Annotated in this window: 21 protein-coding genes; 11 read left to right on the forward strand and 10 right to left on the reverse strand. The window is 60.1% G+C overall.

The features are described 5' to 3' along the window. Positions 1–48: 48 nt before the first annotated feature. The 4 genes from thrC (at position 49) to AC3WMV_RS01050 (ending at position 3,910) form a co-directional block, all read left to right on the forward strand. Positions 49–1,458 carry a threonine synthase gene (gene thrC, locus AC3WMV_RS01035; RefSeq protein ID WP_027610971.1) on the forward strand — a complete coding sequence of 470 codons (1,410 nt, stop codon included), beginning with the start codon at positions 49–51 and terminating at the stop codon, positions 1,456–1,458. 119 nt (positions 1,459–1,577) lie between these two features. Continuing rightward, complete coding sequence (locus AC3WMV_RS01040; protein WP_103368453.1) at positions 1,578–2,942, forward strand: transporter substrate-binding domain-containing protein; 1,365 nt, start codon at positions 1,578–1,580, stop codon at positions 2,940–2,942. Between the two features lie 116 nt (positions 2,943–3,058). Beyond that, the gene (locus tag AC3WMV_RS01045) at positions 3,059–3,466 is read left to right on the forward strand and encodes a response regulator (protein ID WP_103368452.1); all 408 of its coding nucleotides are present in this window, start codon (positions 3,059–3,061) and stop codon (positions 3,464–3,466) included. A gap of 162 nt (positions 3,467–3,628) precedes the next feature. Then, a complete protein-coding gene (locus AC3WMV_RS01050) occupies positions 3,629–3,910 on the forward strand; it encodes a DUF3509 domain-containing protein (protein WP_027610974.1) in 282 nt (93 codons plus the stop codon). Positions 3,911–4,084: 174 nt separating this feature from the next. Here the strand turns inward: AC3WMV_RS01050 and AC3WMV_RS01055 are convergent, their stop codons facing one another. Both AC3WMV_RS01055 and AC3WMV_RS01060 read right to left on the reverse strand, forming a co-directional pair. Beyond that, entirely contained in the window at positions 4,085–5,044 is a 960-nt protein-coding gene (locus AC3WMV_RS01055) for a TIGR02285 family protein (RefSeq protein ID WP_027610975.1), read from the reverse strand. Next, a complete protein-coding gene (locus AC3WMV_RS01060; protein WP_027610976.1) occupies positions 4,992–6,191 on the reverse strand; it encodes a CaiB/BaiF CoA transferase family protein in 1,200 nt (399 codons plus the stop codon). The genes AC3WMV_RS01055 and AC3WMV_RS01060 overlap by 53 nt, the downstream gene beginning before the upstream one ends. Positions 6,192–6,337: 146 nt before the next feature. Between AC3WMV_RS01060 and AC3WMV_RS01065 the strand changes: the two genes are divergently transcribed. The 4 genes from AC3WMV_RS01065 (at position 6,338) to AC3WMV_RS01080 (ending at position 10,636) form a co-directional block, all read left to right on the forward strand. Next, positions 6,338–6,880: a YaeQ family protein gene (locus tag AC3WMV_RS01065; protein ID WP_003222001.1), complete on the forward strand. Its 543-nt coding sequence runs from the start codon at positions 6,338–6,340 to the stop codon at positions 6,878–6,880. A gap of 55 nt (positions 6,881–6,935) precedes the next feature. Next, on the forward strand, positions 6,936–8,645 hold the full coding sequence (gene recJ, locus AC3WMV_RS01070) for a single-stranded-DNA-specific exonuclease RecJ (protein WP_097086375.1): 1,710 nt from the start codon (positions 6,936–6,938) through the stop codon (positions 8,643–8,645). A 268-nt stretch (positions 8,646–8,913) separates the two neighbouring features. Next, on the forward strand, positions 8,914–10,020 hold the full coding sequence (locus tag AC3WMV_RS01075; protein WP_095138300.1) for an NADH:flavin oxidoreductase/NADH oxidase: 1,107 nt from the start codon (positions 8,914–8,916) through the stop codon (positions 10,018–10,020). A gap of 82 nt (positions 10,021–10,102) precedes the next feature. Further along, entirely contained in the window at positions 10,103–10,636 is a 534-nt protein-coding gene (locus AC3WMV_RS01080) for a GNAT family N-acetyltransferase (RefSeq protein ID WP_103368451.1), read from the forward strand. A gap of 159 nt (positions 10,637–10,795) precedes the next feature. Here AC3WMV_RS01080 and AC3WMV_RS01085 read toward each other — a convergent pair whose 3' ends face one another. After that, positions 10,796–12,424 carry a glucan biosynthesis protein D gene (locus AC3WMV_RS01085; protein ID WP_103368450.1) on the reverse strand — a complete coding sequence of 543 codons (1,629 nt, stop codon included), beginning with the start codon at positions 12,422–12,424 and terminating at the stop codon, positions 10,796–10,798. A 392-nt stretch (positions 12,425–12,816) separates the two neighbouring features. Here AC3WMV_RS01085 and AC3WMV_RS01090 point away from each other — a divergent pair, with 392 nt between their 5' ends. Continuing rightward, positions 12,817–13,002: a hypothetical protein gene (locus AC3WMV_RS01090; RefSeq protein WP_003222012.1), complete on the forward strand. Its 186-nt coding sequence runs from the start codon at positions 12,817–12,819 to the stop codon at positions 13,000–13,002. 49 nt (positions 13,003–13,051) lie between these two features. Here AC3WMV_RS01090 and AC3WMV_RS01095 read toward each other — a convergent pair whose 3' ends face one another. Then, entirely contained in the window at positions 13,052–13,558 is a 507-nt protein-coding gene (locus tag AC3WMV_RS01095) for a BRO-N domain-containing protein (protein ID WP_103368449.1), read from the reverse strand. A gap of 439 nt (positions 13,559–13,997) precedes the next feature. On the opposite strand from AC3WMV_RS01095, the gene AC3WMV_RS01100 reads away from it, so the two are divergent. Together AC3WMV_RS01100 and AC3WMV_RS01105 are read left to right on the forward strand one after the other, a co-directional pair. Then, complete coding sequence (locus tag AC3WMV_RS01100) at positions 13,998–15,251, forward strand: AAA family ATPase (RefSeq protein WP_103368448.1); 1,254 nt, start codon at positions 13,998–14,000, stop codon at positions 15,249–15,251. Positions 15,252–15,253: 2 nt separating this feature from the next. Continuing rightward, positions 15,254–15,880 (forward strand): RloB family protein, encoded by a 627-nt coding sequence (locus tag AC3WMV_RS01105; RefSeq protein ID WP_097086384.1) that lies wholly within the window; start codon positions 15,254–15,256, stop codon positions 15,878–15,880. A 37-nt stretch (positions 15,881–15,917) separates the two neighbouring features. Here AC3WMV_RS01105 and AC3WMV_RS01110 read toward each other — a convergent pair whose 3' ends face one another. The 6 genes from AC3WMV_RS01110 to ydcS all read right to left on the reverse strand — a co-directional run bounded on the left by AC3WMV_RS01110 (position 15,918) and on the right by ydcS (position 23,369). Next, on the reverse strand, positions 15,918–17,402 hold the full coding sequence (locus AC3WMV_RS01110) for an APC family permease (protein WP_103370572.1): 1,485 nt from the start codon (positions 17,400–17,402) through the stop codon (positions 15,918–15,920). Between the two features lie 220 nt (positions 17,403–17,622). After that, a complete protein-coding gene (locus AC3WMV_RS01115; RefSeq protein WP_103368446.1) occupies positions 17,623–19,047 on the reverse strand; it encodes a gamma-aminobutyraldehyde dehydrogenase in 1,425 nt (474 codons plus the stop codon). A gap of 172 nt (positions 19,048–19,219) precedes the next feature. Next, positions 19,220–20,029 carry an ABC transporter permease gene (locus AC3WMV_RS01120; RefSeq protein WP_007967757.1) on the reverse strand — a complete coding sequence of 270 codons (810 nt, stop codon included), beginning with the start codon at positions 20,027–20,029 and terminating at the stop codon, positions 19,220–19,222. After that, positions 20,019–20,954, reverse strand: a complete 936-nt coding sequence (locus AC3WMV_RS01125; RefSeq protein WP_103368445.1) for an ABC transporter permease — start codon at positions 20,952–20,954, stop codon at positions 20,019–20,021. Before AC3WMV_RS01125 ends, AC3WMV_RS01120 begins: the two co-directional genes overlap by 11 nt. A gap of 1 nt (position 20,955) precedes the next feature. Then, on the reverse strand, positions 20,956–21,993 hold the full coding sequence (locus AC3WMV_RS01130) for an ABC transporter ATP-binding protein (RefSeq protein ID WP_103368444.1): 1,038 nt from the start codon (positions 21,991–21,993) through the stop codon (positions 20,956–20,958). A 224-nt stretch (positions 21,994–22,217) separates the two neighbouring features. Beyond that, positions 22,218–23,369 (reverse strand): putative ABC transporter substrate-binding protein YdcS, encoded by a 1,152-nt coding sequence (gene ydcS, locus AC3WMV_RS01135; RefSeq protein WP_096795797.1) that lies wholly within the window; start codon positions 23,367–23,369, stop codon positions 22,218–22,220. Positions 23,370–23,398: the final 29 nt, after the last annotated feature.

Here is a 23,398-nt window from a genome sequence, read left to right on the forward strand (position 1 = left end):
CCCCGTGAAAGGGGCCACTGTTGTGCACACTCTCCATTGGAGTCAGTCATGCGTTACATCAGTACCCGCGGCCAGGCACCGGCCCTGAATTTCGAAGACGTCCTGCTGGCCGGTCTGGCCACCGACGGCGGTCTGTACGTCCCGGAAAACCTGCCACGTTTCACCCAGGAAGAAATCGCTTCCTGGGCCGGCCTGCCGTATCACGAGCTGGCTTTCCGGGTCATGCGCCCGTTTGTCACCGGCAGCATCCCGGACGCCGATTTCAAAAAGATCCTCGAAGAAACCTACGGTGTGTTCTCGCACAGCGCTGTTGCGCCGCTGCGTCAGCTCAACGGCAACGAATGGGTGCTCGAGCTGTTCCACGGCCCGACCCTGGCGTTCAAGGATTTCGCCCTGCAACTGCTCGGTCGTCTGCTCGATTACGTGCTGGAAAAGCGCGGCGAGCGCGTGGTCATCGTCGGTGCCACCTCGGGTGACACCGGTTCGGCCGCCATCGAAGGCTGCAAGCACTGCGAAAACGTCGACATCTTCATCCTGCACCCGCACAACCGTGTGTCCGAAGTGCAGCGTCGGCAGATGACGACGATTGTCGGCGAGAACATCCACAACATCGCCATCGAAGGCAACTTCGATGACTGCCAGGAAATGGTCAAGAACAGCTTCGCCGACCAGAGCTTCCTGAAGGGCACGCGCCTGGTAGCGGTGAACTCGATCAACTGGGCGCGGATCATGGCCCAGATCGTCTACTACTTCCACGCAGCCCTGCAGTTGGGCGGCCCGGCGCGTTCGGTGGCGTTCTCGGTACCGACCGGCAACTTCGGCGACATCTTCGCCGGTTACCTGGCGCGCAACATGGGCCTGCCGATCAACCAGTTGATCGTCGCGACCAACCGCAACGACATCCTGCACCGCTTCATGAGCGGCAACCAGTACGTCAAGGAAACCTTGCACGCCACGCTGTCGCCGTCGATGGACATCATGGTTTCGTCGAACTTCGAACGCCTGCTGTTCGACCTGCACGGTCGCAACGGCGCGGCGATTGCCGGGCTGATGGATTCGTTCAAGCAGGGCGGTGGTTTCAGCGTCGAGCAAGAGCGCTGGACCGAAGCCCGCAAGCTGTTCGACTCGCTGGCCGTGGACGATGCGCAAACCTGCGAAACCATCGCTGAAGTCTACGCGCAGTGCGGCGAAGTGCTGGATCCGCACACCGCCATCGGCGTCAAGGCCGCGCGCGAATGCCGCCGCAGCCTGGACATCCCGATGGTGATCCTGGGCACCGCACATCCGGTGAAATTCCCGGATGCCGTGGAGAAAGCGGGTGTAGGAAAAGCTCTCGAACTGCCTGCACATCTTTCTGATTTGTTTGAGCGAAACGAGCGCTGCACCGTTCTGCCAAACGAGCTGAAAGCCGTACAGGCCTTTGTCAGCCAGCACGGCAACCGCGGCAAGCCGCTGTAAGCCGAAAAAGCTGTCACATTTTGAAGCCCGTCTCCTGACGGGCTTTTTTGTTTCTGCTGCCACACTGCTCGGGTTTTCGCCCATGAAGGACGGGTGAGTCGATCACGAAGGAAGTGGCAATGCTGTTTGAAAGAGGATGGAAACACGCCCTGAAGCGGGTTTTTCTGTTGTGCCTGTTAGTTGGCTGGCGCGTGGGCGTTGCGGCGCATCTGGCGCATGATGAAGAGCAGTTGAACATCGGCACCGTTGTGCTGAGTGAAGCCGAGCGGCAATGGGTTCGCGATAACCCGACGGTGATCGTGGCGGCGGAGCAGTACCCGTTGTACCTGTTTCTGGATGAGCATGGTCATTGGAGCGGCTTGAACAACGACGTGCTCAAACGCATCAGTGCCATGACCGGGCTGCAATTCGTTTACCGGGAGTCGTTTTCCACCGCGCAGATGCTCGAGCGCCTGGAAACCGGTGCCGCAGACATGAGCACGACCCTGGCGATGAATGATGAGCGCCGTTTGAGTCTGGATTTCAGTCATGCCTTTGGCGGTGCCGGCTGGGTATTTGTCGGCCGCGCCGGCGAGCCTGGAGTGCAATCGCTGGAGCAGTTGGCCAAACGGGTGCTGGTGTTGCCGGGTCGGCATGCGCTGGAGGGGGTGATCCGACGCGATTATCCGTCCATCGAATTACGTTCGGTGAAAACCTATGCCGAGGCACGGGCGCTGGTCGAAAGCGGTGAGGCCTATGCCACCATCGAAAACGAAATCGGTGCGCAGCTCTATCCCTCAGGCTTGCTGAAGGTTGGCGAATTGCTGGAGGGAAAATGGGAGGCGGATCTTCTGGCCGTGCGCAAGGGTCAGCCGCAATTGCTGAGCATCCTGAACAAGGCGCTTGAAGCGTTCCCGGCTTCCGAACTGCGGGCCATTCGCCTGAACTGGCTGGGCGGCATCGGGCCGAAACCAGCTGCTGCGGGCTGGCAACACTGGTCGCGTTTGGGCTACTGGGGTGTGTTTGTGGTGGGGGCTTTTTGTGGGTTGTCGCTGTTATGGCATCGGCGAATGGCGGCGCTGATCAAACAGCATCGAGACGTGCAAAGCCAACTCGGTGATCAATTGGTCTTCCAGCGCGCGCTGATAGACGCCATGCCTGACCCGGTGTTCGTTCGCGACCTGGAAGGGCGTCTGATCCTCTGTAACAAAAGCTACGAAGAGGCGTTGTCGATCCGCTTTGAGCAGGTGCAGGGGTGTCGCTTGATCGACGTCGATGCCCTGCCGCGTGCCACCGCCGGCATGCTGCATGAGGAGTTCATGATTCAGCTGAGAACCCGCCGAACCCGCTTCAGCAGACGTCGCCTGCAATTCAAGCAGGGTAATCGCGACATCTATCAATGGACGGTACCGTTTTACTGTGCCAGTGGGGAGTTGCGAGGCCTGCTCGGCGGGTGGACGGATATCACCCGGCGTGATGCGGCAACGACGGGACATCCGCATTGATATAGGGAAATTTCCTATATCACGCGCTTCCTTTTCCGATGGGGGACTGAAGGAGGCTGCCCTAAAGTGGGCAGCAACTGCGGACGAGTCCGCGATTGCCGTTTCAGAGGTCGTCCATGCGCTCGCTCAAAGTACTGATTCTCGAACCCGATCCTTATCGAATGATGGCGTTGCACCAGATGCTCAATGCGGTCGGTATCTACGACGTGCTGACAGCGCCGTCGCTGGCGTCCGCAAAGTGCTCGCTGGAGCGCCGCACCCGGGTCGACATAGCGATTTGCGATCCGCAACTGCGCGGCGGAGAGGGCCTGGCGCTGATCCGTCATCTGGTGGCCGGGCGGGAAGCGCGGGCGCTTATCCTGCTGGGGCGTGTGGCACCCGGCCTGCCGAGTGATCTCGAAAGCCTGCTGCACCAGCAGGAGCTGAAACTCCTGGGGCGTTTGCAAACGCCGGTCTCGGCGGTGCTGATGCGCGGGCTGCTGGACAGCTACCTGCAAGCGGCAGCCCATCCGGCGGGGGCTTGAGCCGATGGTTATGTTTCTGTCATCTTCACCGTGCATGCTCTGACAGACCGCTAACTGCTCCGGGAGCAGCGCGGTATTCAGAACTTTCTTCTCGGGCCGGTGGTCATTTATTGTGAACACGCCCCAGGCACAATGTTTTCGGACTATTGAGTGGAGATCGAGATGGAAAGTATCAGTCTATTGCTCGGTGAGGCTCTGAGCCCGTATCAGGTGACGTTGACTCCGTGTGGCGCCCATGGCGAATGCCTGGTGACGCTGAAGAACAGCAACGGCGCCCTCGTGGTGGAGCGCGAATTCAATCAGGCGCAGTTGAGCGACAAACGCCTGCTGACCGATGTGGTCGACGGTTTGCACCGTGACGTCCTGATCGCTGAAGGGCGGCTGGAGCCCTGTGTGATTGCGGCCTTGCGCAATGCGGCGCTGGATAAGCGTGCGGCCCTGTAAAGATGAAATATTTTTTGTGGGAACCTTCCTGCATCCCCGTCAGTCAGACCCCATAACAGCAGGATCAAGCATTGTGCTCCGGTGCTTGTCGCTTGCTGCTACGGGTCTTTAAGCAGACCGCGTTTAACCCCGAGTTGTCTCCCCACTGCTCGGGGTTTCTTTTTGCCCGCAGGTTTACTGCGTGGCCTGTTGCTCGAAAAAAATCCGCGCCTGTTGCAGGTAATCCGTGCGCATTTCAGGGTCCAGCCAGTCGGCATACGACTGGTTCAGTTGCTCGTGGGGCAGGGTACGCAGCAGTTGGTTGATCTCACTGATCGCCTGACGGCCCTGAGGAGTATCGGAACACCCGACAAAGCCAGACAGATACTTGCCGGTGCCGCGAATCGGAAAGAACACCAGTTCGTCTTCGGCAATTTGCGCCTGCTGCGCCTGATAGCGGATCTCCGGCCAGTAACCCAGCACCACTTGCAGACGCCCCAGGCGCTGCATCGCCAGCAGGCTGCTCAGGGCGTCGTTGCCATAATGCGGCGTCAACGCACCGCCGGGAGCCTGCTTGAGCAGACTGTCGAGATACTCTCCGTAACTGCGTTCCGCGACAACTCCGACCTTGATCTCGCCATTGGCCAGAAATGCCGGCAGATCGACTTCACCGTCGATCAGGTACGGCGCCAGTACGTCGCGATCTTTCTGACGCACCACCAGACCATTACTGACGGCGCGAAACGCCGGGATAGAGAAAGTGATCCATTGCGTGCGCTCCTTGCTCCAGATCAGCGAGGGGTCGCAGGTGAAGGACGGCTCGTGCAGCATCTGCATGCCGCGGGCGCGATTGACCCGCATCAGCGTGTGTTCGTATTGCGGCATGCCGGCGATCAGCATCGGCATCAGTTGGTCGATGACGCCCTGGCCCTTTTTCGGGCCTTCGAAGATGGTCAGCGGCGGCAGGTCGCGCAACAGCCAGACCAGCGTGGGCTTCGCTTGCGCCCAGGCGGGCAGGGCGAGCAGAAACAACAGGCCGAACAGCCGCCACGTCCACCAGTGGTGGGCGCGGTTGGCGTCCGATGTCTGCCGATGTTTCAGCTTAGATAGCTCCGTCTGCGCGCAACCGGGCGATCTGCTGTTCGTCGTAGCCAAGATCGTGCAGCACCTGCGCATTGTGTTCACCGAGCTGCGGCCCGACCCATTCGGAAGTACCCGGTGTCTCGGAGAGTTTCGGCACGATGCCCGGCATCTTGAAAGGCTTGCCGTCCGGCAGCTTCGCCTGCAGGAACATTTCCCGGGCGAGGTACTGCGGATCGCTGAACATGTCCTCGGCACTGAAGATCCGGCTGGCCGGTACTTCTGCCTGATTGAGCAGGTCGAGCACGCTTTGCAGCGGCAGCGAATTGACCCAGCGGTCGATCACGCCATACAACTCGTCGCGGCGACTGTCGCGCCCGTCGTTGCTCGCCAGTGTCGGGTCGTTGGCCAGATCCTCGCGGCCGATGATCAGCATGAAGCGCTTGAAGATCGCGTCACCATTGGCGCCGATCTGCACATGCTTGCCGTCGGCGCTGGTGTGGATCGATGACGGCGTGATGCCCGGCATGATGTTGCCGGTGCGCTCGCGGATGAAGCCGAACACGTCGAACTCCGGCACCATGCTTTCCATCATGGCGAAAATCGCCTCGTACAACGCGACATCGACCACCTGGCCGAGACCGCCGTTGACCTCGCGATGACGCAGCGCCATCAGCGCGCCGATGACGCCCCACAACGCGGCAATCGAGTCACCGATGGAGATCCCGGTGCGCACCGGTGGCCGGTCTTCGAAGCCGGTGATGTAGCGCAAACCGCCCATGGACTCGCCGACCGCGCCGAAGCCCGGTTGATCCTTCATCGGCCCGGTCTGGCCGAAACCGGACAGACGCACCATCACCAGCTTCGGGTTCAGCGCATGCAGGGTTTCCCAGCTCAGCCCGAGTTTTTCCAGCACGCCGGGGCGAAAGTTCTCGATCAGGATGTCGGCTTCGCCCAGCAGTTTTTTCAGGATCGCCAGGCCGTCGGGGTGCTTGAGGTTCAGGGTCAGCGACTTCTTGTTGCGCGCCTGGACGAACCACCACAGCGAGGTGCCTTCATACAATTTGCGCCACTTGCGCAGCGGATCACCGCCGTCGGGCGATTCGATCTTGATCACTTCGGCGCCGAACTCGCCGCAGATGCGCGAGGCGAACGGCCCGGCAATCAACGTACCCAATTCAATGACTTTCACACCGCTGAGCGGTTTGTTGGCGAACGGCATACTGAATCCTGTAGGACAAGGCTGAGCGGATACAGCGTTTTAACATAGCCGGCTGTCAGACGCCGCAGGTTGATCGCCATCAATTCGATGATTGCCTACGGCATCGGTTAGACTTGCCGACTTTCCTCGTATCAAGAAGCCCGTTCATGGCCCAGCCGTCTACCACTTACAAATTCGAACTGAACCTCACTGACCTCGACCGCAGCGTCTACGAGAGCGTCAAGCAGACCATCGCCCGTCACCCTTCGGAAACCGAAGAGCGCATGACCGTGCGGCTGCTGGCTTACGCGCTCTGGTACAACGAACTGCTTTCGTTCGGTCGTGGTCTGTCGGACGTGGATGAACCTGCGCTGTGGGAAAAAAGCCTGGATGACCGCGTTCTGCACTGGATCGAAGTCGGTCAGCCAGACGCTGATCGTCTGACCTGGTGCTCGCGTCGCACCGAGCGCACCAGCCTGCTGGCTTACGGCAGCCTGCGCGTGTGGGAAGGCAAAGTGGTGCCGGTGGCCAAGAACCTGAAAAACGTCAACATCGCCGCTGTGCCGCAGGAAGTGCTGGAAACCCTGGCCAAGGACATGCCGCGCGTCATCAAGTGGGACGTGATGATCAGCGAAGGCACGATCTTCGTCACTGACGACCGTGGTCAGCACGAAGTCCAGCTGGAATGGCTGGCCGGTGAACGCGGCTGATCCTGCGCCGCTTACTGATTAATCCCACGTATTCAAGAGAAGTTTCCGTTAGCCCATGCGTATTGATCCTCGACCGTTGCCTGCCACGCTGCCGTTTCTCGGTGACCTGCCACCTTTGCTGACCCGTTTGTACGCGGCGCGGGGCGTGCAATCCGAGGCGGAGCTGGATAAAAGTCTGGCGCGGCTGATTCCGTTCCAGCAGCTCAAGGGCATCGAGGCGGCGGTGGATCTGTTGGTGACGGCGCTGGAGCAGCGTCAGCGGATTCTGATCGTCGGTGACTTCGACGCCGATGGCGCGACGGCCAGTACGGTCGGCGTGCTCGGCTTGCGTCTGCTGGGCGCGGCGCATGTCGATTATCTGGTGCCGAACCGCTTCGAATACGGCTATGGCCTGACCCCGGAAATCGTCGAGGTTGCCCTGACCCGCGAGCCGCAGTTGCTGATCACCGTCGACAACGGCATCTCCAGCGTCGAAGGCGTGGCGGCGGCGAAGAAGGCCGGGCTCAAGGTGTTGATCACCGACCACCACTTGCCCGGCGATGAACTGCCGCTGGCCGATGCGTTGGTCAACCCGAACCAGCCCGGCTGCGAGTTTCCGAGCAAGGCGCTGGCCGGGGTCGGGGTGATTTTCTACGTGTTGATGGCCTTGCGTGCACGCCTGCGCAGCCTCGGCTGGTACGAGAGCAAGCCGCAGCCGAACATCGGCGAACTGCTGGACCTGGTGGCGCTGGGCAGCGTTGCCGACGTGGTGCCGCTGGACGCCAACAACCGGATTCTGGTGCATCAGGGCCTCGAGCGGATTCGCGCCGGGCGCGCACGACCGGGGATCAAGGCAATTCTTGAAGTGGCCAAGCGTGACGCGGCGCGAATCACTTCCACCGACCTTGGATTTATCGTCGGCCCGCGCCTGAACGCGGCGGGGCGCCTGGATGACATGAGCCTCGGCATTGAATGCCTGCTCACCGCCGATGCCAATCTGGCCCGGGAAATGGCCGCGCAACTGGACGGCATGAATCAGGATCGCAAATCCATCGAGCAGGGCATGCAGCGCGAGGCGCTGGCCCAGCTCAAGGACTTGCCGGTGGAATCGATGCCGTTCGGCCTGTGTCTGTTCGATCCAGAGTGGCACCAGGGGGTGATCGGCATTCTCGCTTCGCGGATGAAAGAACGTTATTTCCGTCCGACGATTGCCTTCGCCGATGCCGGTGACGGTTTACTCAAGGGCTCGGGGCGTTCGGTGCAGGGTTTCCACATTCGCGATGCCCTGAGCGTGGTGGCGGCGCAGCATCCGAACCTGATTGCCAAGTACGGTGGCCACGCGATGGCGGCCGGTCTGACCTTGCCGCAAGAGAATTTTCCGCTGTTCGCCGAGGCTTTCGATGCCGAAGTGCGTCGGCAACTTCGTGAGGAAGACCTGACCGGGCGCATGCTTTCGGATGGCACGCTGGCGGTCGAGGAATTCCATCTGGAGCTGGCCCGCGCCCTGCGCCATGCCGGGCCTTGGGGCCAGCACTTCCCGGAGCCGCTGTTCCATGGCGTGTTCCAGTTGGTCGAGCAACGGGTGGTCGGCGAGCGGCACCTCAAAGTGGTGCTGAAAAGCGAGTGCGGGTCGGTGAAGCTGGATGGCATCGCTTTCGGCATCGACCGTGATGTTTGGCCGAACCCGACCATTCAGTGGGTCGAGCTGGCCTATAAGCTCGACGTCAACGAGTTCCGGGGCAACGAGACGGTGCAACTGATGATTGCCCACATCGAACCGCGCTGACGCCATTCGCGAGCAGGCTCGCTCCCACAGGCACGGTGTTGACTTTGTGGGAGCGAGCCTGCTCGCGAAAGCACCCTTTCACACACTGAATCACTCTGAACCCTCCCTCATCCCCGGTTGTCGACTAGGCTCTAAGCACTGCTTGATTGGCCTTGTGACGTCTTGTCGATTTTTTTGCCCGCGGGGGCGGGTGCTGCACCTTTTCCTGTCACTCGTCGACTTTTCAAACAGAACCCTGGAGCCTGCCCACTGATTTGAGAGGTGCCCCATGAGTCTGCTGCTCGAACCCTTTACCCTTCGCCAACTGACCCTGCCCAACCGCATCGCCGTCTCGCCGATGTGCCAGTACTCCAGCGTCGACGGTCTGGCCAACGACTGGCATCTGGTGCATCTGGGCAGCCGCGCGGTGGGCGGTGCCGGCCTTATTTTCACCGAGGCCACGGCGGTCACCGCCGACGGGCGGATCACCGCCGAAGACCTCGGTTTGTGGAACGACGAACAGATCGAACCGCTGCAACGCATCACCCGTTTCATTACGGCTCAGGGCGCTGTCGCCGGCATTCAACTGGCCCACGCCGGGCGCAAGGCCAGCACCCATCGGCCATGGATCGGCAAACACGGCAGCGTCAAACCGGAGGATGGCGGCTGGATTCCGGTCGGGCCGTCACCGATTGCCTTCGACCCGCAACACACGCAACCCAAGCAGCTGGATGAAGGGCAAATCGCCGAAGTCATCCAGGCCTTCGTTGCTGCGGCCAAACGTGCGTTGACCGCAGGTTTCAGCGTGGTCGAGGTGCATGCCGCCCATGGTTATCTGCTGCATCAGTTTCTGTCGCCATTGAGCAATCAGCGCCGCGATCAATACGGTGGTTCGTTCGAAAACCGTATTCGGCTGGTGTTGCAAGTCACCGAGGCCGTGCGCGAGGTCTGGCCACAAGAGTTGCCGGTGTTTGTCCGGGTTTCGGCCACCGACTGGGTGGAAGACGGCTGGAACCCGGATGAAACCGTGGAACTGGCGCGCCGCCTCAAGGCACTGGGAGCGGACCTGATCGACGTCTCCTCCGGTGGTACCGCCGCCAACGCCGAGATTCCGGTGGGGCCGGGTTATCAGACGCGCTTCGCCGAACGGGTGCGTAAGGAGTCGGGCATCGCCACCGGCACCGTCGGCATGATTACCGAGCCGGCGCAGGCCGAGCACATTTTGCGCACCTGTCAGGCCGACATCATCTTCCTCGCCCGCGAGCTGCTGCGTGACCCGTACTGGCCGCTGCATGCCGACGATGATCTGGGTGGGCGTAAAGCGGTGTGGCCGGCGCAGTATCAGCGCGCGACGCATCGTGATCAGCCGATTCACGAATCCGATCTGCGCGATTGATTTCAAACCGGCGCAACGTCTATAAACCCGCCATTGAACCGGCGGGTTTTTTCTTGCCTGCCATTTGCCAAGGAAGTCGAGCATGTTGATCGAGCGAGAACTGACCGAACACGACTTGCCGCTGCTGGCGCAGATCGACCGCAGTGAGCTGGTGGAGGAATGTTATCGGCTGGAAAAAGGTGAGCTGATTCTGTACCCGGTACATTTCGACATGCGCGGATGGCCGGAAGGCGAAGCCGAAGAAAATGCGCTGGCGCTGGAGAAGTGCTTGCGGCGCGGTGGCTGGTTGTACGGGGTTTTCGATGGGCAGGCGCTGGTCGCGGCGGTGGTTGTGGATAACCGGGTTATTCACAATCAGGGGTTGAGCATGCGCCAGTTGAAGTTTCTGCACATCAGCCGTGATTACCGCGGGCAAGGGCTGGGGGCGAAGTTGTTTGCGCTGGCTTGTAAGCAGGGTCGGCGATTCGGTGCCCAGGCGTTATATGTTTCAGCGACTGAATCTCGCAACACTGTGGAGTTTTATCAGAGACAGGGTTGCCGGTTGGTTGATCAGGCGGATCCAGAGTTGTTTGATCAAGAACCCAGAGACATTCATCTGTATTGCCCACTGACCTGAAGCAGTTTCTTCAATATCCGATGTTGAATGTTCTGACGCATTCGCGAGCAAGCCCGCTCCCACCCTGGTTTTGTGTCGGTCGCAAACTGTGTGATCGACCGGGATCCAGTGTGGGAGCGGGCTTGCTCGCGAAGAGGCCCTTACAGGCGCCTCAAATCATCAAGGATACTTGCGCTTGTCCAGTGCCGGCGGGAAGTACTGGTACAGCCAGGTCTCGCTCAGTGTGCGGTCATTGGTGCGGATGAACAGGCGCAGTTCCACCGGGTCGACGCTGTCGCTGGTCGGGTACCAGTCGAACAGGATCCGGTAACCCTTGATGTCATCGAGCACCAGCACGCTAAAGTCCTGCACCTTGCCGCTGGAGCAGGTGACCACCGGTTCGATCCCGGTGCCCTGTGGCAGGCGATCCAGGCCGCCACCGGTGAAGTCCACGGCAAAGCGTCGCGCCCAGACCGGCGGGTAATGCTCGCCCGGTGCCCAGCCTTCGACGAAGCCACCCATGCCCGAACGGGTCGCATGCACTCGCGCCAGCGGCGTGCCGACCGGTGGCAGGGCGCTCCAGTAGAGCTTGTAGCCATAGTTCAGCGAGTCGCCGGCGGCCACTGGCTTCTTCGGCGTCCAGAACGCGACGATGTTGTCGAGGGTTTCGCCGGTGGTAGGAATTTCCAGCAGATCAATCGAGCCTTCGCCCCACGCGGTGGTCGGTTCAACCCACAGGCTCGGGCGCTTGCTGTACCAGTCCACGGTGTCCTGATAGTTGGCGAACTCGTGGTCGGTCTGCACCAGACCGAAGCCTTTCGGATCGGTGTCGGCGAACGCGTTGAACTGCAGGGTCGCCGGGTTGTTCAGCGGACGGCAGATCCACTCGCCGTTGCCGCGCCACATCGCCAGGCGATCGGAGTCGTGAATCTGCGGGTGGATGGTGTCGCACATGCGGCGTTCGTGGGTGCCGCAGCTGAACATGCTGGTCATCGGCGCGATGCCCAGTTGTTCGATGGCGGTACGCGCGTTGATGTGGGCGTCGATCTCCATCACCACGCGCTCGGCCTGGCAATCGATGTCGAAGCGGTAGGCACCGGTGGCGCTCGGCGAGTCGAGCAGGGCGTAGACCACAAAACGGGTGGCGTTCTGCTCTGGAGTCTCGAACCAGAACTTGGTGAAGTCAGGGAATTCTTCGCGCTTTTTCGCGTAGGTGTCGACGGCCAGACCGCGAGCGGAGAGGCCATATTGGCCAGTGGCATCGACCGCGCGGAAATAACTGGCGCCGAGGAACGACACCACGTCATGGCGATCCAGCTCCGGCGCCTTGAACAGCTTGAAGCCGGCAAACCCCAGGTCGCCCTTGAGCTGCTGGGTGTCGACTGAGGTGTTCTCGTAATTGAACAGCGTCGGGCGGAAATGCACTTCGCGGGCGGTGCGGGTCTTCGGATCGACGCTGTACATGCGCACCGGTTGACGGAAACCCATGCCGACGTGGAAGAACTGCACGTCCAGCTGACCCTTGTTCTCCTTCCACAGCGAATGATCACCGTCGTAGCGGATCGCGTTGAAGTTCTGCGGGGTCATGGTCGCCAAAGTCGGCGGCAGCACCTGTTTGCTGTCCTGATAGGCCGTTCCGGCCAATTGCTTGGCTTGGCGCTTCAGCGCTTCGAAGTCGAAAGCCTGGGCCTCGCCATCGGCGGCGCCACCATTGGCGGCCCAGGCACGGGCGGCCAGCAGGCCGGAAGCCGAGAGACCGGTGTAAGCCGCAATGGCCATCGACGCTTTGAGCAAATTCCTGCGGTGCATAAATACAACCTGTCGTGAGCAATCCCGCGCCTTTCCTGGCACGTGCTGGATCAGAAATTACGGTTCGGACAAGCCTTCGGCCAAACGCAACGGACTATAAACAGATGCCGGCTAGCTTAAACGGTTCGCTCGCCGAGCAAAATTCGTTGATTCACAGTGACAGAGTGTCAATGAAACAAGACATGTCGGTTAAAAATCTGACAGGGCGTTCTGATTTATGCGGCATATCTGCTTTTTTCGACTAATTACTCTAAAAACCGCTTTTCAGCGCCGATTTAATTTCTATTCTATGGGCATGACCGGTGTTGACCGGTAGGGCACACGGCGCTGCTGTAAGGGGCAGGGCGATGTGGTGGTTTAGCAATTCTTTGAAGTATTGAAGGACATCGTCCATGGCAAAAATACAAGGTATCGCCGAAATGCTCGGCATCTTCCCCTGCCTCGGCAGCGGCCGTAGAAGGCGTCGTTTGAGTTCTGAAGAGCTGAAGCTGGTGGAGCGTTATCGCGAGTTGTCGGAGAGTGACCGGATTGCGATGCGGTATCTGGTGGATGCGATGCGGAGTGTTTCGCGGTTTTGAGTGGAAATAAAAAGGGGCGGACTGAAAGGTCCGCCCCTTTTTATCTGGATCAGCTACACGTTCCCAGGACTGGATACGGCCGCTGGCCGCGCATCAACTCCGGCACATCCCGCCATTTGACCCACGCCTGCTGTTGCCAGTGCAGCAGCGGTACGGTAACGCCTGCCCAATGCATTGAGCTCAAGCTCGGGTGGTTTTCCACAGGGCTTGATTGGGCTTCGCGCAGCATCGGGATCACTTCATGACTTAGCCATTGGCGCAGGTTGCGGTTTTCCGGGACGAAGTGGTGGACAAGCAGGGCGTATAGGCCGGACTCGCTGACTATCGCGCAATCGACGATTTCGCCGTCCTTACGCATGGGGACGTTGCGACGCTGATCGGGATCGAGTTTCAGGGTAAGGCGCTCGTTCAGCGGATAGCCCATCAGGCGACCGAGATCCTGAACGCAGAACCAGGCTTCGTGTTCTTGCATGAATGCGTGGAGGAAGCGGTTGTGGCGGGTGAAGACGGTGGGGGTGAAGTGGGTCGACGATGAGTTTTGGATTTGTGCAGACATGTAGTGACTTCCGATTTGAGTAGGAAAGTCGCCATCAACTCTTCGACAAGTTGGGTGGCGAACCGTATGGCGTTCGAAGTCGGGATACTTCCAGTCAAACACGGAAAAGCCAGAAGGCCCGCGCCACACGGCCCGCCATAAAGCAAAACTGAAGCTACGACAGCCACAGTTCAATGGAGGGCATGCAAGCACCGCGTTGACAGTTTCCGGCTTCGACCCCGGGTCGCTGATTTGGCAGCGACGGGATGAAGCCTATCGGTCAGGCGCTTGCGGCGACAAGTCTACTCTGTGGACGCGCAGCGTAGGAAATTGGGCTTTTTGGGGGAGGCTGTGTCTGTAGGAAATGCCTGTTTTTGCATTGCTTGCAGCCAGGCTGCGTCTGAGGCGCGTTTTTTCATTTATTTATGGAGATTCATGCAACGAACTGCAGGTTTTATCCATGCTGATCGAATTTTCCGTTTCCAATTACCGCTCGTTCCGGGACAGGCAAACGCTGTCCATGGTCGCGAGCCCTCGGCTGAGCAAGGCGCGAAACGTCTTCAGCGCCGGCACGAGCACTGAAAAGCTCCCGGACCTGCTCAAGGTCGCCGCCATTTACGGACCCAACGCTTCTGGCAAATCGTCGCTCATTCGCGCAATGGGCATCGTCGGCAGATTGCTGGCGACACCCGCAGGCATCCATGGCGACGTACTACCGGTTGCATCCTTTCGCTTTGACGAGACGCTAAGAGAAGCGCCCAGCGTTTTTGAATACGACTTTGTTCAAAGCGGGTTGCGTTATCGATTTGTGCTCGCGTTGACAGCGCAGCGCATTGTCCATGAACAATTGCTCTGTTATCCAAAAGGAAAGGAAACCTTGCTTTATAACCGTCAAGTTGATTCCCTCGGTGAGCATTACACCTTTGGGAAAGCCCTTGAAGGCGGTAAGGACGTGCATTGTGCGTGGCGGCGTTTGACCAGTCCCAGGATGCTGTTTATTGCACAAGCCGTTACCCACAGCAGCGAAGAGCTGACGCAGTTGCGCGCACCATTTTGCTGGTTTCAAAGAGGTTTGCTGGTAGTCGAGCAGAGCAATATGCAGGGCCTCTCTACGGCGTCGATTCGTTTTCTGCAGATGGTTGAAAGTCATACCAGTGATCTGCGTGATTTTCTCTGCGCTCTGGATATTCCGGTATCTGCGATCCAGCTCAGTTCGGAGCATTCCACTGCGCCTCCAGACAATCGAAAGATGACGTTGAAGGAGTTTATTGCCGCTGCGCAGGGAGACAAGTTGACCCTGACGCATGCCAGTATCTCAGGCGAGGCTGAATTCGATTTTGCCGAGGAATCGTGCGGCACCAAGAACCTGATCGGCTTCTGGTTGCCGTGGTTCATGATGAATCAGGCTGGCGGCAGCGGCGTTCTCTGTGTCGACGAATTGAACAGCAGTCTGCATCCTGAAATCGTCGGGGTCCTGATTGGCAAACATCTGGACAGCGGGCTGAATACTCAGTTGATTTTCACCACTCACGACACGCACTTGATGAATGAAAAAATTCTGCGACGTGATCAGTTCTGGATTTCGGAGCGTGATGCATATGGCGCGACAAGTCTGTTTTCCGTTCACGACTTTGAAGGCCGGGAAAGCGAGGACGTCGAGAAGCGCTATTTCGAGGGACGCTATCGCGGGCTGCCACTGATCAGGCAGGGCTGACCATGGTGAGTTCGAGCAAGTCGTTTGATCGAAAAGCGTCACGCTTCAAACCACAGCCCAAAGTGCTGGTGCTCTGCGAGGACAGTAAGTCGGGAAAGCGTTATCTGGAGGAGGCCGCGTTTCACTTTCGGGCCCGGGCTCAGGTTGAGATCGTCCATTGCGGCGTGACACACCCGAGCGGTATCGTGGAGCGGGCGGTGATGCGGCAGAAACGCTTTGACAAGGTATTTTGTGTGGTGGATCGCGATACACATCTGTGTTTCGAGCGCGCGTTGAATACAGCCAGATCGCATCCAAAAATCTACGTTATCGCATCGTATCCGTGTTTCGAGTTCTGGCTTCTTTTGCACTTTGGTTTCAGTCGCAAGCCATTCCGGGCCGTGGGGAAAAACTCCCCAGGTGACCTGGTGAGCAAGTGCTTGAGGACGAAACCCGACATGGCGGGCTATGAGAAGGGTAGGGACATCAGTTATTTCACTCAGTTGCTGGGTGAGCCGTTCCAGCGGGCGAGAACGCTTGCGCCGAAAGTGCTTGAGGACGTCGCCGTCAGTGGTGAGCCCAATCCCAGTACGGAAATCCATTTGCTGATGGATGAGTTCGAGACCTTATCCAGGCCGCAACTGATCTAGCACCCTGCCCGCCTCCCTGCGGGCAGGTTGCTGATATTTAGCGACTCACCTTCCACGCATCCCCAGCCGGCGCCTTCCCATGGTCATACGGCTTGCCGATCCACATATAAACCAACCCCAATCCAATCACGATGGCCGTGCTCAGCACCATCGCATAGTTCACATACCACGCCGCATCCGGCGTGCGTGGCCAGGCCATGTTGATGATTGCGCCGACGCCATACACCAGCGCGCCGATGTTCACTGGCCAGCCCCACGCGCCGAGGGTGAATTTGCCGCTGGGTTTCCAGCCTTTGCTGCGGGCGTAGAGGGCAGCCAGCACGATCATCTGGAACGCGAGGTAGATGCCGATGGCGGCGAAGCTGACGATGGTGGCCACGGCGTCTTGCAGGAAGAAGCCGAGGGCGATGATCAGGGCGGGCAGGACACCGGACACGAACAGCGCGGCAACGGGCACCTGAGTGGTAGGAGAAATCTTTTTCAGCAGTCGGCTGCCGATGACCATTTCGTCGCGGGCGTAGGAGTACAGCAGACGACTCGCCGCAGCCTGCAGGCTGATGACGCAGGAGATGAAGGAAATCATCACCACGCCCATCACCACTTTCGAGCCGATCGGGCCGAAGGCGTTATTGAGGATGGTGGTGACCGGGTCTTTGTCGGTGCCGTTGATCACCGCTTGCATGTCCGGCACGGCGAGGATCAACGCCAGGCAGGCGAACATCGCCGCGATGCCGCCGATGTAGATGGTCATGCGCATGGCCACCGGGATTTTTGCGCTGGGGTTCGGGGTTTCTTCGGCAACGTCGCCGCATGCCTCGAAACCGTAGTAGAGGAACATTCCCGCCAGCGAAGCGGTGAGGAACGCCGGCAGGTATGAGCCATCAACGCTGATGTCGAAGGTGTTGAACAGCACGCTCAGCGGTTGGTGACGTTCGAAGATCAGCAGGTACACGCCGACGATCACCGCGCCGACCAGTTCGCAGAGGAAGCCGAACATGGCGATACGCGCCAGCACTTTGGTGCCGCTCAGATTGACCAGCGTGGCGAACAGGGTCAGCACCAGCGCGATGACGATGTTGGTGTTGTTGCTCGGCTCAAACCCGAGCATCGCCGCCAGATACGGGCCGGCACCGACGGCCACCGCCGCGATGGTCACGCACAGGGCGATGGAGTAGATCCAGCCGACCATCCACGCCCATTTTTTGCCGACCAGACGTCGCGCCCATGGATAAACGCCGCCGGAAATCGGGAACTGTGAAACCACTTCGCCGAAGATCAGGCACACCAGCAACTGGCCGCAACCGACCAGCAAGTAAGCCCAGAACATCGGTGGCCCGCCGGCCGCGAGGCACAGGCCGAACAGGGTATAAACCCCCACGACCGGTGACAGATAGGTGAACCCTAAAGCGAAGTTTTCCCACAGGCTCATGCTGCGGTTGAAGTTCGAGGTGTAGCCGAGTTTGCGCAGTTGTTCGGCATCGCTGTCGGCAACGGCGGCCGAGAATTCGGGTGAGGCACTCATGGGTGTTTGCTCCGGGAAATCGGCAGATTTCGGATGGCCGAAGCCGTGGCGGGGCTTTGTGGGCGCCGCCCGGGTCGGTAGTTATTGTTTTGGAATCCTGGTGGTGCGTAATGCCGGTTTTCTTCCTGAAACCGGGGTGACGCCTTCGCGAGCAGGCTCGCTCCCACCTTGGAATGCGTCCCCCTGTGGGAGCGGGCTTGCTCGCGAAGCTTTTAAAGGCTTAGTGCTTGAACATCACATGCCGAATCGTGGTGTAGTCCTCCAGCCCGTACATGGACATGTCCTTGCCGTAACCGGATAATTTCTGACCGCCATGGGGCATTTCGCTGACGAGCATGAAGTGTGTGTTGACCCAGGTGCAGCCGTACTGCAACCGCGCCGACAAGCGATGCGCGCGTCCGACATCCGCCGTCCACACCGAGGAGGCGAGGCCGTAGTCGGAGTCGTTGGCCCACTCCAGCGCCTGCGTTTCATCGGTGAACTTGGTTACTGACACCACCGGCCCGAACACTTCGCGGCGCACGATCTCGTCATCCTGTTGCGCGTCGGCCAGCACCGTCGGCTCGAAGAAGAAACCGTCGCCTTCCACAGCCTTGCCACCGGTGATCAAGCGAATGTGCGACTGTGCCACGGCGCGTTCGACGAAAGCGGCCACGCGGTCGCGATGTTGCGCGGTGATCAGCGGCCCCAGCTCGGTCGACGGATCATCCTGCAAGCCGTACTTGATGCTGCTCACCGCCGCGCCGAGCTTCTCGACAAACTTGTCGTAGATGCCCTGCTGCGCGTAGATCCGGCACGCGGCGGTGCAGTCCTGTCCGGCGTTGTAGAAACCGAAGGTGCGGATGCCTTCGACGGCGGCATCGATGTCGGCGTCGTCGAAGATGATCACCGGCGCCTTGCCACCCAGTTCCATGTGCATGCGTTTGACGCTGTCGGCGGTGCTGGAAATGATGTTCGAGCCAGTGACGATGGAGCCAGTCAGCGAGACCATGCGCACTTTAGGATGCGTGACCAACGGGCTGCCGACGGTAGGACCGCGACCGAATACCAGATTGAGTACACCGGCCGGGAAGATTTCCGACGCCAGTTCGGCCAGACGCAACGCGGTCAGCGGGGTTTGTTCCGACGGCTTGAGCACCACGGTATTACCGGCAGCGAGGGCCGGGGCGATTTTCCAGGCGACCATCATCAACGGGTAGTTCCACGGCGCGATGGAGGCGATCACGCCCACCGGATCGCGGCGGATCATCGAGGTGTGGCCGGGCAGGTATTCGCCACCGGCCGAACCGCTCATGCAACGACTGGCGCCGGCGAAGAAACGGAATACGTCGGCAATCGCCGGGATCTCGTCGTTCAGTGCGGCGCTGTAGGGTTTGCCGCAGTTGTCGGATTCGAGTTTCGCCAGTTCCTCGCCGTGGGCTTCGATGGCGTCTGCGAGTTTGAGCAGCAGCAGCGAACGGTCTTTCGGCGTGGTTTGCGACCACTCGGCGAAGGCGTTGTCGGCGGCGCGCACGGCGGCATCGACCTGGGCCTCGGAGGCTTCGTTGATCTCCACCAGTACGCTGCCGAGCGCCGGGTTGAGCACCGGTTGGGCCGGGCCTTCGCCGTTGACCAGGTGGCCATTGATCAAGAGTCTGGTTTGCATGTCTGTTGTCCTCTTCGAAGCAATTGTTATTTTTCTGAAGAAACCGGGTTCCATTGTGGGAGCGGGCTTGCTCGCGAAAGCGGTGGGTCAGCCGACATCAATGCTGAATTTGATTGCCTCTTCGCGAGCAAGCCCGCTCCCACATTTCGATCCGGTTTCTTCAGTTATTCGGTTATTTGCCGCCACTGCCCGCGACACTCTCGCCACCCCGGGTCAGGTAATACGCGCCGAGAATCGGCAGCATGGTCACCATCATCACCAGCATGGCGACGACATTGGTCACCGGCACATCCCGTGGGCGGCTGAGCTGGTTGAGCAGCCACAACGGCAACGTGCGCTCATGCCCGGCGGTGAACGTGGTGACGATGATTTCGTCGAACGACAGCGCAAAGGCGAGCATGCCGCCGGCCAACAGCGCCGAGCCGAGGTTGGGCAGGATGATGTAGCGAAAGGTCTGCCAGCCATCGGCACCGAGGTCCATCGAGGCCTCGATCAGACTGTGCGAAGTACGCCGCAGACGGGCGATGACGTTGTTGTAGACGATCACCACGCAGAACGTCGCGTGACCGACGATGATGGTGAACATCCCCGGCTCGATCCCCAGTGTCTTGAACGTCGCCAGCAGCGCGATCCCGGTGATGATCCCCGGCAGCGCGATCGGCAAAATCAGCATCAGCGAAATGCCCTGCTTGCCGAAGAAGTCGCGGCGGTACAACGCGGCTGAAGCCAGTGTGCCGAGCACCATCGCGATCAACGTGGCGATGGCGGCAATCTGCAGCGAGAGCTTGATCGCCTCCAGCACATCCGGCCGCGAAAACGCCACGCTGAACCAGTGCAGGGTGAAGCCCTTCGGCGGAAAGCTGAACGCGGCTTCCTCGGTGTTGAAGGCGTAAAGAAAGATGATCAGGATCGGAAAGTGCAGAAACACCAACCCGCCCCAGGCCGCGATGCGCAGACCGAGAGATGCTTTTTCAGAGTGCATCGAAGGCCCCCAGTCGTTTGACGATGGACAGGTAAATGGCGATCAACACAATCGGCACCAACGTGAACGCTGCGGCCATCGGCATGTTGCCGATCGCACCTTGCTGCGCGTAGACCATGCTGCCGACGAAGTAACCCGGCGGCCCGACCAATTGCGGCACGATGAAGTCGCCCAGGGTCAGGGAAAAAGTGAAGATCGAACCGGCAGCAATTCCCGGAATCGACAGCGGCAGAATCACCTGCATGAAGGTCTGGCGCGGCTTGGCGCCGAGGTCGGCGGAAGCCTGCAACAGCGATGGCGGCAGACGCTCCAGCGACGCCTGAATCGGCAGGATCATGAACGGCAGCCAGATGTAGACGAACACCATGAAGCGCCCCAAGTGCGAGGTCGACAGGGTGCTGCCGCCCACTCCGGGAATGCCGAGGATGAACTGCAACACCGGCTCCAGTCCCAAATGTTGCACGAACCACTGCGCGACACCGCCCTTGGCCAGCAGCAACGTCCAGGCGTAGGCCTTGACGATGTAACTGGCCCACATCGGCAGCATCACCGCGATGTAGAAAAACGCCTTGGTCTTGCCCGTGGTGTAGCGCGCCATGTAATAGGCAATCGGGAACGCGACGATGGCGCTGGCGATCGACACGACGATGGCCATGCTCAGCGTGCGCAGGATGATGTCGAAGTTCGACGGCTGAAACAGCGCGGCAAAATTCGCCAGGGTCAGGTCAGGAGTGACCGCCATGGTGAAGTCGTCGAAGGTGTAAAAACCCTGCCACAACAGCACCAGCAGCGAGCCGAGGTAGATCGCGCCGAACCACAGCAACGGCGGCACCAGCAGCAGCGACAAATACAGGTTCGGTTTGCGATAGAGCAGGTTGGAGAACCGCCGCAACGGCGGTGCTTGAGTCATCGCGAGCGTGCTCATTTCACACCCCGCTCGCGACGGTGTCGTGCAGCGGGATCATCGCTTCCCGCGCCCAGCGTGCGCTCAGGCGCTGGCCGGTCTGGTGCTGCGCGCTGCTGTCGATCCACTGATTGTTGGCGTGACTGATGCTCAGGGTCTGGCCGTTTTCCAGCGTCAGTTCATAGCGCGTGGCGCTGCCCTGATACTGGATGTCGTGGAGCAGACCACTGACTTCGATTTCATGGCTGGCGAGCGGCCCTTCGGCGAAACGCACGTGCTCGGGGCGGATCGAAAACGGCTGCGGATGGCCGCTGATTTGCCGTGCGAGATCGCCACGAATCACATTCGAAGTACCAACGAATTCGGCGACGAATGTGGTGGTGGGTTTCATGTACAGATTGCGCGGGGTGTCGACCTGTTCGATGCGGCCCTTGTTGAATACAGCGACGCGATCGGACATCGACAGCGCCTCGGTCTGGTCGTGAGTGACGAAGATGAAAGTGATGCCGAGCTGGCGTTGCAGCTTCTTCAGTTCACTCTGCATCTGCTCGCGCAATTTCAGGTCGAGGGCGCCCAATGGCTCATCAAGCAACAGCACGCGCGGACGATTGACCAAGGCGCGGGCGAGGGCGACACGCTGGCGCTGACCGCCGGACAACTGCACCGGTTTGCGTGCGCCGTAGCCACCGAGGGCGACCATGTCCAACGCGTCTTCGGCGCGCTTGTGGCGCTCGGTTTTGCTCACGCCTTTGACCTTCAAACCGTAGGCGACGTTGTCCAGCACGTTCATGTGCGGGAACAGTGCGTAATCCTGGAAGACGGTGTTCACATCACGTTGATACGGCGGCAGACCGGCGGCTTCGGCGCCGTGAATGCGGATCGAGCCGGCACTCGGTTGTTCGAAACCGGCGATCAGGCGCAGGCAGGTGGTCTTGCCCGAGCCGGAAGGGCCGAGCATGGAAAAGAACTCGCCGTCCTGGATGTCGATGGAAACCCGGTCAACGGCCTTCACCTCGCCGAACTGCCGGGAAACGTTGGCGAACTGGACTGCAAGCGTCATGGTGCGGTGCTCCAAAAAGGCGAAAGCCGTCGCAGCGGCCCCGCCTGGACTTCTGAAAAATCTGAATCCTGTTTCTTTTGTGGCGAGGGAGCTTGCTCCCGCTGGAGTGCGCAGCACTCCCAAATTGGCCACATGCGATTTGAATGGCAGACCGCATTGCCAGGTCTTGGGGCGGCTTCGCCACCCAGCGGGAGCAAGCTCCCTCGCCACAGGTGAGCGGCGTGTCAGCGGCCGCCCATGATCGCGATGTAGTCCTGCGTCCAGCGGCTATAAGGCACGAACTTGCCGCCCTCGGCCTGCGGGGTTTTCCAGAAGGCGATCTTGTCGAACTGGTCGAAGCCATTGGTCTTGCAACCCTCGGCGCCGAGCAGTTCGCTCTCCTTGCACGCCGCGGGCACGGCTGGCAGCGAACCAAACCACGCCGCCACGTCACCCTGGACCTTTGGCTGCAGCGACCAATCCATCCACTTGTACGCGCAGTTCGGGTGCTTGGCTTCGGCGTGCAGCATGGTGGTGTCGGCCCAGCCGGTGGCGCCTTCTTTCGGGATGGTCGAAGCAATTGGCTGCTTCTCGTTGATCAGGCCGTTGACCTGATACGGCCACGCGCTCGACGCCACCACACCTTCGTTCTTGAAGTCACTCATCTGTACCGTGGTGTCGTGCCAGTAACGGTGAATCAATGGCTGCTGCGCGCGCAGCAGATCGAGCACGGCCTTGTACTGCGCTTCGGTGAGTTGATACGGATCCTTGATCCCAAGCTCAGGTTTGGCGGTCTTCAGGTACAGCGCCGCGTCGGCGATGTAGATCGGGCCGTCATAGGCCTGCACGCGACCCTTGTTCGGTTTGCCGTCGGGGAAATTCTGCGCGTCGAACAGTACGTTCCAGCTGGTCGGCGGCGTCTTGAACACGTTGGTGTTGTACATCAGCACGTTCGGACCCCACTGATACGGGGTGCCGTAGGTCTGGTTGTTGACCACGTACCACGGCGCATCTTTCAGCCGTGGATCGAGGGTTTTCCAGTTCGGGATCAACGCGGTGTTGATCGGTTGCACACGCTTGCCGACGATCAGGCGCAACGAGGCATCGCCCGAGGCGGTGACCAGATCGTAACCACCCTTGGCCATCAGGCTGACCATCTCGTCGGAGGTCGCGGCGGTCTTCACGTTGACCTTGCAGCCGGTTTCCTTCTCGAAACCGCTCACCCAGTCGTAAGCCTTGTCGCTCTCGCCACGTTCGATGTAGCCCGGCCAGGCCACGATATCCAGCTGACCCTCGCCGGCGCCGACCGCCTTCAGCGGCTCGGCAGCTTGCAGGCTGGCGCTGGCCAGTAAGGCTGTGGTGATTGCACTGAGCAGTGCGGTCTTGTGCACGAACATGGTTGAACCCTCTTCTTTAAATTATGGTC

It is taken from the genome of Pseudomonas sp. FW305-3-2-15-E-TSA4, assembly GCF_058787295.1.